The organism is Kitasatospora sp. LaBMicrA B282 (assembly GCF_050325825.1).
Lineage (GTDB): Bacteria > Actinomycetota > Actinomycetes > Streptomycetales > Streptomycetaceae > Kitasatospora.
Map to the genome: position 1 here is coordinate 19,161 of NZ_JBNQTI010000043.1, position 9,981 is coordinate 29,141.

Below are 9,981 nucleotides of genomic sequence, written 5' to 3' on the forward strand. Positions count from 1 at the left end.
TGCGGGGGTTTCGGGGCGGGGCGGGCCGGGCCTGCTGGCCGGGGCTGGTTCGGCTCGCCGGTGACCTGATGGCCTCCCGCGCTGCCCGGCTCGCCGAGTCGCCCCGGTGGGTCCCGCCCACCGCCCGCGGGCTGACCGCCCACTCGCGGGTCCACTGCCCACTCGCGGGCTCACTGCGCCGGAGGCCCGCCGCCCACCCGCAGGCCCACCGACCGGCCGAAGGCCGGGTGGTGGGCCTGCGGGTGGGCGGCCTGCGGTGGTGGGGCTCAGGCTGCTTCCGGGGTTGGGGTTGGGGTGGGGGCAGCGGTCGTCGGGGTCTGGGCGGGCCAGTGGATGCGGGTGGCGCAGAGGGAGACGATGCCCGCGGAGGCGGCCACCGCGCCCATGCCCCAGGTGAGGCCGCTGCCGTTGGCGATGAAGCCGATCACCGCGGGGCCGGCCAGCAGGCCGACGGTGCCCATGGCGGCGACCAGGGCCAGGGAGTCGGAGTCCCGGCGGGCGGCGGCCACGTAGACGCACGGGGTGACCGCGGCCACGCCCAGCCCGACGCAGGCGAAGCCGAGCAGGGCCGGCAGCACGCCGCCGGCCAGCAGGGCGAGGGCCAGGCCGGCGGCGGCCAGGGCGCTGCCGAGGCGGACGATCCGCCCGTCGCCCCAGCGGTCGCGCCAGCCGTCGGCGAAGATCCGGGCCAGCACCATCATCACCGAGACCACCGCGATCCCCATCGGCGCCAGTTCGGTGGCCGCTCCGGCGACGTCCCGCAGGTAGAGCGCCGACCAGTCGTTCATGGCGCCCTCGGTGATGGTGCCGAAGGCCATCGCCAGCCCCATCCAGATGGTCAGCCGGGCGGGCAGGGTGAGCCTGCGCCGGGCCGGCGAGGACGCGGGATCGGCCAGCCCGGTGCTCGCCGGCGCCGGCTCCGGGGGCAGCAGCGCGGGGCGGGCGTAGCCGACCAGCAGCAGCAGGAGCGCGGCGGCCACCGAGAAGTGCACCGCCAGCGCGGGGGTGGCCAGGTTGACCGCGGAGGCGAGCAGCGCGGCGCAGAGCGAGCCGCCGCTGAAGGTGGCGTGCAGCTTGGCCATGGTGGTCCGCCCGTACTTCACCTCCAGCGCGGCGCCCTGCGCGTTCATCGCCACGTTGAGGGCCCCGACGGCGACCCCGTCGCAGGCCATCAGCAGCAGCGCGACGGGGTAGTTCGGCACCACGGCGAGCGCGAGCAGGATCGCCGCGAGGACCAGGGCGGCGCCGAGCGACAGCAGCCGCGAGCCGAGCCGCCGCATCAGCAGCGCGACCAGCGGGAACGAGGCGGCGGCCCCGACGCCGGTGGCCATCAGCAGCAGGCCCAGCTCGGCGGCACCGAGGTCGAGCCGGGTCTTCAGCGCGGGCAGGCGCGAGGCCCAGGTGCCGTACTGGAACCCGAGGAAGCAGAACAGCGCGGCGATCGCCAGCTGCGCGCGGCGGTACTCGTCACGACCGGGTGCGGCGCGGGAGGGGAGCATCTATCGGCTTCCTTGCTGAACGTGGTGAACGTGGTGAACGTGATGGGCGTGAGGAAGAGGAGAGGCGGACGGTGCGGGCGGCACCGCCGAAGCCATGTACAGCGCGCCCGGCCCGTACCCGTCCGGGACCGCGACCTCGGGGCACCCGGCGAAGCCCTGCGCCGCCCAGAAGGTGTCGCTGCCACCGACCGCCACCAGCGAGATCCGCCGGTACCCGGCGGCCGCGGCGGTCGCCGTGAGGTGCGCCAGCAGTTGCCGGGCCAGCCCGCGGCCGCGGTGCGGTGCGCCGATCACCAGGTCGTGCAGGTGCAGGTTGTCGGAGCGCTCGGCGCTGCCCTCCGGGCGGTCCAACTGGGGGAAGCGGCCCGGCGGGTAGGGGAGGGCGAGGAGGTAACCGGCCGTCCGGCGGTCGTGTTCCAGCACGAAGCAGGTGGCGGGTGAGGTCCGGGCCCGGGACTCCAGGGCGGCCCGCCCCTCGCTGAGCCCGAGCGGGGTGTAGACGGCGGTCTCCAGCGCGGCGATGCCGGGCCAGTCGCGCTCCTCGATCGCCCGGATGATCACCTGGTCGACCGCCCGGGGGACCCCCGTCATGCCACCCCCTCCGACCCGATCAGCCGGTAGGGCAGCGGGCTGAAGCCGTTGAAGCCCAGGGTGGTGTAGCTGGTCGCGTACGCGCCGCTGGACAGGATCCAGACCGGGTCCCCGGAGGTCGCACCGCTGGGCACCCGGATCGGCTCGCCCTCGGCGGCGAAGGCGTCGTCGCTGTCGCAGGTCGGCCCGGCCACGTAGGCCGGCAGGTAGGGGCCGTCGGGTCGGGTCGGGAAGGTCAGCCGGTACCGCACCTGGTCCGTCTCGTACAGGCCGTTGAACTTGCCGCAGCTCAGGAAGAGCCAGTGCTCGCGCCGCCCGTCGCGCTGCCGGCGGTCGGCGAGCCGGACCACGTGGGCCCGGATCGCGCCGTGGTCGGCGACCAGGTGGCGCCCGGGTTCCAGGACGAAGTCCAGCGGGGCGGCGGCGAGGGCGCGCAGCCGCTGCATGCCCTCCCGGATGGTGGCGAAGATCTTGTCCAGCGGAGGGTGCAGCGGGGTGCCGGCGCGGTCCAGGTACCCGGTGGCGGGCAGGCCGCCGCCGAGGTTCACGTGGTCCGGCCGGATCCCGTGCCGGTCGAGCGCCACCAGTACCTCGGCGAGCAGGTCGAACGCGTCCCGCCAGGCCCCGGCGGTCAGCTGCTGCGAGCCGACGTGCACCGAGAGGCCGGCGGGGGTCAGCCCGCCGGCCCGGGCGGCCGTCAGCACCAGCACCGCGTCCTCGGCCGAGCAGCCGAACTTGCGGCTCAGCCCCCACAGCGCGCCCGCCCCGGTGGTGGCCAGCCGGCAGAAGACCCGGGCGCCGGGCGCGTGGTCGGCGATCGCGGCGACGTCGGCCAGGCTGTCGGTGGCGAAGTCCCGGATGCCGAGCCGGTGCGCCTCGGCGATGCCCCGGTCGGACTTGATGGTGTTGCCGTAGTGGATCCGGTCGGCCGGTACGCCGGTGGCCAGCGCCTGGGCGATCTCGCCGGGGCTGGCCGCGTCGAAGCCGGCACCGCGCCCGGCCAGGTGGGCCAGGATCTCGTCCACCGGGCAGGCCTTCATGGCGAACCGCACGTCGACGCCCGGCAGCTCGCGCAGCAGCCGGGTGTACTGCCGGTCGATGCCGGCCAGGTCGTACAGGATCAGGTCCTCGTCGGCGGCGGCCAGCGCGGCCCGCAGCCGCGCGCTCTCAGCCACGGCCGGCCGGCATCCGGTCCGGGGCGCTCGCGGTGCGGACCGGCAGGCCGGTCTCCCGGCTCGCCCGGACCAGCGGCGCCCAGGCCTCGATCAGCCGCGCGAAGTCCTCGACGTCGGCCTCCGCCCGGTCCAGCAGCTCCTCGCGCCGCCCGGCCAGCTGCTCGGCGAACTCGGCGTAGCGGCCGCCCAGTTGGCGGTAGCAACGGTCGATGGTGTCCAGCCGTTCGAGGTTCTCGGTCCGGTCGGGCCCGGCGCTGGCCCGGACGAGGTCGACCAGCGCGCCGGTGCGCACGTGGTGCCGCTCGTCGAGCAGCGCGCCCCCGGCCGCCGCCATCCGCCGGTAGATCTCGTTGAAGTAGCGCATCGAGAGGAAGAACTTGGCGAACCGCAGCTGGTAGGCGAGGAACCCGGCGTCGGTGCGGCGCTCGCCGGTGTAGTAGTTGACGATGTGCCGGTTGTGCTGCACCCCGGGCAGCCCCGCGTCCTGCACCAGGTGGAGCAGGAAGTAGTCGCTGCCGATGGTGTCGGTGGCCGGCGGCAGCGGCACCTCCTCGTGCACCCGGTGGAAGGCGACGTTGCACATGTCCACCCGCATCGGGTCGACCACGGCGAGCAGCGCGTCGTCCGCGGTGAAGGGTTCGGTGCCCGCCCCGGTGAAGGACTCCTCGACCAGCGCCCGCTTCTGCTCGGCCGACCAGTCGAGGGGTGCCCAGAGCGCCACCACCTCCTGGTAGACGGCCGGGTCGAGCCGGCGGATCTCGGCGATGTCCACCGAGAGTTCGCCGATGAAGGAGGCGCCGGCCAGCACCACCGGCTTCGCCAGGTCGGCCGCCGGCAGCGCGTTCCGGGTCACCTCGCCCGCCGCCTCGCCGGCGGTCCGGCCGAGGGCGGCCAGCTCCCAGCGGATCGGGAACACCGTGGCCCCGGCGTGCTCCTGGTAGCGGCTGTCCGAGTCGCGGCGGTGCACCGAGCGGCAGCCGAGGGCGGCGGCGAGCAGGAACGCCCGGTCGGTGCAGGCGCCGTAGGAGAGGGCGGCGGGCAGCAGCAGGTCGAGCAGTCGGTCCCGGTCGGGCAGGCCGGCGCGGTCGAGCACCGCCTCGAGGAAGCGCCGCTGCGCCGGCTCGTCCAGGTGGTGCACCACGACCCCGGGCCCGGCGCAGGCCGCGGCGGCTGCGGCGTGCGCGGCGAACGCCTCCGGGGCGGCGGAGTCCAGCACCAGCAGGTGCACCTCGACGCCGAAGCGTTCGGCCGCGTGGGCCGCTTCCGCGCCGAGGGCGGTGATGGTGGCGGCGCAGGGGCGGTTGGTCGGCAGGGTCAGGCAGATGCGGTCCACACCGGCTCCTCGCTCGGGCCCGGCCGCGGCGGCTCGTGCCAGCTGGTGAGGCCGAGCAACCGGGCGCCCAGCTCGGTGAGTTCGGCCGGGCCGTAGCGCAGCGACTCGTGCTTGCGCCAGTCGCCGACCAGGGTCGGGTTCCAGGTGGGGGTGGACAGCGTGCGCCAGGACTCGACCCGGGAGCGGCGCAGCTCGGCGGCCTCCTCCAGGGCGGGCATCATCGACAGGTACTGGACCGCGCGGACGCCGTCGGCCGAGGTGTTGCGGGCCACCCCGTGGGCCAGCAGGCCGTTCCAGATCAGCAGGTCGCCGGCCTTGAGCTCGGGGCGGATGACGGGGAAGTCGGCCCGGTCGACCTTGGGGCGGATCGGGTCGCGGTCCGCGGGCTGGTCGAGCCGCCACCGGTCGAAGCGGTGGAACAGCTCGGGGTTGCACTGGAAGCCGCCGTGGTCCGGGCGGGTGTCGTCGAGCGCGATGATGCCCTGGACCCGCTGCGGCAGCACGCCGAGCGTGGTGTCGACGTCCCAGTGCAGCTCGATGTCGAAGCCGGTGTCGGTGGGCGCGATCAGCGACCGGTCCCGGGTGCGGACGTTCGGCGGGTTGAGGTTGAGCCGGTCCAGGGTGACCCAGAGCTCCTCGCAGTCCCAGACGTCGACGAAGGCGTCGTACACCCGCTGGTTCTGCCGGCTGTCCCAGATCAGCTGGTGGTGGTAGGCCTCGACGAAGCCGTAGACGTGCAGCTCCCGGTCGAGGTCGTCGCGGTACTCCCGCTCCTCGTACCAGGTCTGCGGCCGCGCGCGGTCGAGCCCCTGGAACTCCCAGGCGAAGTCCAGCAGCGCCTTGGCGTGCCCGGCCGGGATCGCCTCCTCGACCACCACGTAGCCGTAGTCCTGCCAGTGCGCGAAGTCCGCCTCGGAGAGCACCCGCAGCGGCCTCGACTTCTCGAGGTCGCGCAGCGGGGTCGCGGCCAGGTAGGCCTCGGTGTCGGCGCTGAAGTAGGGGATCCGTGAGGCGGCTCGGTGCAGGTATCTCGCGTCGGGGGTCGGCATGCGATCACTCCGGGGCTCGAAGGTGTGCAGGGGCAGGCCGGACCGGGGCATGGCGGAGCCACGCCGGGGGACGCCGGTTCGGGGCGCGGGGGAGCATGCGAGGGGAAGCGGTGCCGCGGATCGGGCGCGGCACCAGTAAAGGACCCTAACCGGGCATCAGTTCGTGGTCCAGACCAATCCGGTGATCGGAAGGCTACGCGGCGCAGGAACCGGCGGGTAGCACTCCCCTCCCGCCGGCGGGCGGGTCGGCGCGCCGGCCGGCAGCCGCGCCGGCGTCAGACCCGGTACTCCGCGTGCGGGGTGGCGAGCGCCCAGGCCGCCTCGAAGGCGGCGGTGCAGCGCCGCACCGCGGTGCCGTCCCCGGTGAACCGGTGGCCCGCCCAGGGGTCCTCGGCGGCGCACCAGTGGAAGAGGACCAGCCGGCTGTCGATCAGCCAGAAGTCCTCGCCCGGCAGCGCGACGGCCCGCGCCCGGCTGCGGGGCAGCCAGCGCACCTGCTCCCCGGCGGTGATCCGCTCGGGCATCCGGTGGTGCTCGCGGCGGATCTGCGCGGTGACCGGTTCGGCGACGATCCGGACCCGGCGCACCAGCACGCCGCGGGCCACGGTCTCGCGCAGCAGCGGGAGCGCGGGCTCGGGCTCGGCGGCGGTGCGGTGGCGGTCACGCGTCTCCAGTCGGACGGCGGTGCGTCGGGCGCCGCGCAGCAGCGTGCCGAAGTCCGGTCCCTGCGCCGGTCCCTGCTCCCTCATGGCCGCCCCCTCCGTGCGTGCACCGTCTCGCGGGGTCGGGGAGGCGGTCAAGGGGCGCACGGGGGGAGCAGATATGTTCGTCCCTTCGCAGGTGCTCCCGCACCCTCAACCACCAACGGGGATTCCAGCCTTGACTTCGCCTTACCCACCGCCGCAGCAGCCCTACGGCTACCCGCCCGCGCCGCCGCAGCCGTACGGCCAACCGCAGCAGCAGCAGCCCTACGGCTACCCGCCCGCGCCGCAGCCCGGGCCCTACCAGCAGCAGCCGAACCCGTACCAGTCGGCACCGCAGCCGGCCCCCTACCAGCCGGCGGCCGGCGGCTTCGGTGCGCCGCCGAACGTGCCGGTCTACGGCGCGCCGAACGCCGGCAACGCCGCCTTCGGCTGGCAGCCGGTCGACGGCAACAGCTGCCGCTTCTGCGGCGGCATGCCGGCGGTGGCGACCTCCGTGCGCGGGCACCAGGGCATGATCGTCGTGATGCGCTTCCTGCGGCAGTCCGGCCCGTTCTGCCGGACCTGCGGCATCGCCACGGTCCGCCACATGTCGGCCCGCACCCTGGTGCAGGGCTGGTGGAGCTACTCCTCGTGGTTGATCACGCCGATCACGCTGCTGCGCAACCTGTTCGCCTACAACAAGATCAAGAAGCTGCCGGTGGCGGCGCCCGGCGGCCGCGGTCCGCAGCTGGACCCGGGCAAGCCGCTGGTCCGCCGCGGGGCGATGTTCGGTCTGCTGGTGCCGCTGCTGCCGGTGGCCTTCGTGGTCTTCCTGGTGGCGGCCGGCCTGACCGACGGCACCACCACCGGCGGCGCGGGCCCGCAGGCCGGCGACTGCGTGTACAACGGCCACTCGGGTGGCGAGCTGAAGGTCATGGCCGTGGCCTGCGACGACCAGCGGGCGGCCTTCAAGGTGGTGACCCGGCTCAACGGCACCACCGACGACTCGGGCTGCAACCAGTACTCGGCCGCGACCAAGTCGGTCACCCACTACGAGACGGGCAACGACTACGTGCTCTGCCTCGCCCCGAGCGGCAGCGGGTCCGCCGGCACCCCCGACGACTCGGCCTCCGGCGCCGCGTCCTGACACCACCCGCCCGGCGGCCGCTCCCGGGCGGCCGCCGGGCGGATGTGCGCCGCTACTGCCCCGGGCGCTGCAGCCGGGTGATGAACTTGTACCGGTCGCCGCGGTAGATCGAGCGGACCCACTCCACCGGGGCGCCCTCGGCGTCGAAGGAGTGCCGGGCGAGCTGGAGCATCGGCAGCCCGAGGTCGGAGCCGAGCAGCCCGGCCTCGCGCGGGTTGGCCAGGGTGGTCTCGATGGTCTCCTCGGCCTCGGCCACCACGACCCCGTAGACCTCGCGCAGCGCGGCGTAGAGGGAGTCGTGCTTGACCAGGTTGCGCCGCAGTGCCGGGAAGCGCTTGGCCGACAGGTGCGCCACCTCGATCGCCATCGGGTCGCCGTTGGCCAGCCGCAGCCGCTCGATCCGCAGCACCCGGCCGCCGGGCTTGATGTCCAGCAGCGGGGCGAGCCGGTCGTCGGCGGTGATGTAGCCGACCTCGATCAGCCGGGAGGTGGGCTCCAGGCCCTGGGCCCGCATGTCCTCGGTGTAGGAGGTCAGCTGCAGGGCCTGGGCGACCTTCGGCTTGGCCACGAAGGTGCCCTTGCCCTGGATCCGCTCCAGCCGGCCCTCCACCACCAGCTCCTGCAGCGCCTGGCGGACGGTGGTGCGCGAGGTGTCGAACTGCGCGGCCAGCGCGCGCTCCGGCGGCACCGGGGTGCCGGCCGGCTGGGTCTCGGTGAGCTGGAGCAGGTGCCGCTTCAGCCCGTAGTACTTGGGCACGCGAGTGGCCGCGGACTCGCCGTCCGCCGGGCCCTGGGCGGGCAGGGCGCCCGCCTGGGGCTCGTTCGGCCGAAGCTGGGCCGTGGTGCCCCCGTCGCTGCTCATGGGTGGCTTCTCCGCTCCTCGCGGGGCTCGTGCGGCCCCACTACCTCGTTAACGGCACACATCGTTGCACGTATGCCTGAGCGACGGGGAGCTCATCACGCGATGAACGATGAGCGGTGTCGGCTTGGTAACGGGTCCTCCCATTTGATTGTCGGGCCGTTGACACACCCATTGGTCTAGGCCAAGCTCCAGGCATCTGGTCTACACCACTGCAGACCACACCTCATGAATCCCCAGACCATCTGAGGGTTTGCGGCACCTTCCTTCCGGTATGCGGGGGTATGTCGCCGGCCACCGATGGGGGGCAATCGGGCATCCCTCAGGAGGATGGCGTGAAGCGTCAGCTCATCGCGGCGGTCGGCGTCGCGGCAATGGTCGTCGGTGTTGCGGCCTGCGGTTCGTCGTCGAAGAAGGACGACAACGCGGGCGGGTCCTACAACGGCAAGACCGTGACCATGTGGCTCATGTCCGGCTCGGCCCCGCAGACCTGGCAGGACGGCGTCAAGCAGGCCTTCGAGGCGCAGTACCCGGGTGCCAAGCTGAACATCCAGATCCAGCAGTGGGACGGCATCGGCCAGAAGGTCAACACCGGTCTGTCCGACGGCTCGGTGGACGTCCTGGAGGTCGGCAACACCCAGACCGCCGGCTACGCCTCCACCGGTGGTCTGCTCGACCTCACCTCGGACAAGGCGGACCTGGGCGGCAACGACTGGGCGGCCAACCTGAACGCCTCCTCGGTCCTCGACGGCAAGCAGTACGCCGCGCCGTGGTACTTCACCAACCGCGTGGTCATCTACAACAAGCAGCTGTGGACCAAGGCCGGCATCACCGCCGCCCCGACCACGCTGGACGAGTTCTACGGCGACCTGGACAAGCTCAAGGCCTCCGGCGTGGCCAACCCGATCTACCTGCCCGGCCAGGAGTGGTACACCTACTTCGGCCTGCTCTCCGGCGAGGGCGGCCAGATCGCCGTGCAGCAGAACGGCAAGTGGACCGGCAACCTGGAGTCGCCGGAGGCCAAGGACGCCTTCGCGACCTACCAGAAGCTGCAGAGCTACTCCGCCGCGCCGAAGGACAAGGACGAGGCCACCCCGCAGCAGGGCCCGCTGTTCGCCAAGGGCGACGTCGGCTCGATCATCGGCCTCGGCTGGGAGGCCCCGGCCCCCAAGGACATGCCGGCCGACAACGTGGGCTTCTTCCCGATCCCGGGCAAGACCGCGGACAAGCCCTCCGGCGTCTTCCTCGGCGGCTCCAACCTGGCCGTCGCCCAGGACAGCAAGAACGCGGACCTGGCCAAGGGCCTGCTGAAGATCGCGCTGTCCGACAAGTTCGAGGGCATGATGGCCTCCACCGGCCTGATCCCGAACAAGCCCTCGCTGGACTCGCTGGCCACCACCCCGTTCGCGCAGGCCGCGATGAAGGGCTCGGCGGTCGGTGCGACCACGCCGAACCTGGCCAACTGGGCCAACGTGGAGAACCCGCCGGCCCCGATCAAGGAGTTCATGACCGCGGTCCTGCAGGGCGCGGACTACGACTCCACCGCGAAGAAGTACGACGGGCAGATCACCGACCTGCTGAACCAGAAGCAGTAGTCGCGAGCGGCGCCGCCCACCGGCTCTCCTGACGGAGCCGGCGGGCGGCG

At 73.5% G+C, this 9,981-nt stretch carries 9 protein-coding genes; 2 read left to right on the forward strand and 7 right to left on the reverse strand.

Annotated elements, in window-relative coordinates; genetic code table 11:
• Positions 1-266: 266 nt before the first annotated feature.
• The 6 genes from ACQRUO_RS14800 to ACQRUO_RS14825 all read right to left on the reverse strand — a co-directional run bounded on the left by ACQRUO_RS14800 (position 267) and on the right by ACQRUO_RS14825 (position 6,396).
• On the reverse strand, positions 267-1,499 hold the full coding sequence (locus ACQRUO_RS14800; protein ID WP_428316352.1) for an MFS transporter: 1,233 nt from the start codon (positions 1,497-1,499) through the stop codon (positions 267-269).
• On the reverse strand, positions 1,500-2,090 hold the full coding sequence (locus ACQRUO_RS14805) for a GNAT family N-acetyltransferase (protein WP_428316353.1): 591 nt from the start codon (positions 2,088-2,090) through the stop codon (positions 1,500-1,502).
• Complete coding sequence (locus tag ACQRUO_RS14810; protein ID WP_428316354.1) at positions 2,087-3,265, reverse strand: type III PLP-dependent enzyme; 1,179 nt, start codon at positions 3,263-3,265, stop codon at positions 2,087-2,089. The genes ACQRUO_RS14805 and ACQRUO_RS14810 overlap by 4 nt, the downstream gene beginning before the upstream one ends.
• Complete coding sequence (locus tag ACQRUO_RS14815) at positions 3,258-4,598, reverse strand: DUF6271 family protein (RefSeq protein ID WP_428316355.1); 1,341 nt, start codon at positions 4,596-4,598, stop codon at positions 3,258-3,260. Before ACQRUO_RS14815 ends, ACQRUO_RS14810 begins: the two co-directional genes overlap by 8 nt.
• A complete protein-coding gene (locus ACQRUO_RS14820) occupies positions 4,580-5,647 on the reverse strand; it encodes a phytanoyl-CoA dioxygenase family protein (protein ID WP_428316356.1) in 1,068 nt (355 codons plus the stop codon). The genes ACQRUO_RS14815 and ACQRUO_RS14820 overlap by 19 nt, the downstream gene beginning before the upstream one ends.
• A gap of 275 nt (positions 5,648-5,922) precedes the next feature.
• Positions 5,923-6,396, reverse strand: coding sequence for a DUF6879 family protein (locus tag ACQRUO_RS14825; RefSeq protein ID WP_428316357.1), 474 nt, complete (start codon positions 6,394-6,396; stop codon positions 5,923-5,925).
• A gap of 130 nt (positions 6,397-6,526) precedes the next feature.
• On the opposite strand from ACQRUO_RS14825, the gene ACQRUO_RS14830 reads away from it, so the two are divergent.
• Entirely contained in the window at positions 6,527-7,477 is a 951-nt protein-coding gene (locus ACQRUO_RS14830) for an LppU/SCO3897 family protein (protein WP_428316358.1), read from the forward strand.
• A gap of 52 nt (positions 7,478-7,529) precedes the next feature.
• Here the strand turns inward: ACQRUO_RS14830 and ACQRUO_RS14835 are convergent, their stop codons facing one another.
• Positions 7,530-8,339 (reverse strand): GntR family transcriptional regulator, encoded by an 810-nt coding sequence (locus tag ACQRUO_RS14835; protein ID WP_428316359.1) that lies wholly within the window; start codon positions 8,337-8,339, stop codon positions 7,530-7,532.
• Between the two features lie 332 nt (positions 8,340-8,671).
• Between ACQRUO_RS14835 and ACQRUO_RS14840 the strand changes: the two genes are divergently transcribed.
• Complete coding sequence (locus ACQRUO_RS14840; protein WP_428316360.1) at positions 8,672-9,931, forward strand: extracellular solute-binding protein; 1,260 nt, start codon at positions 8,672-8,674, stop codon at positions 9,929-9,931.
• Positions 9,932-9,981 lie beyond the last annotated feature (50 nt).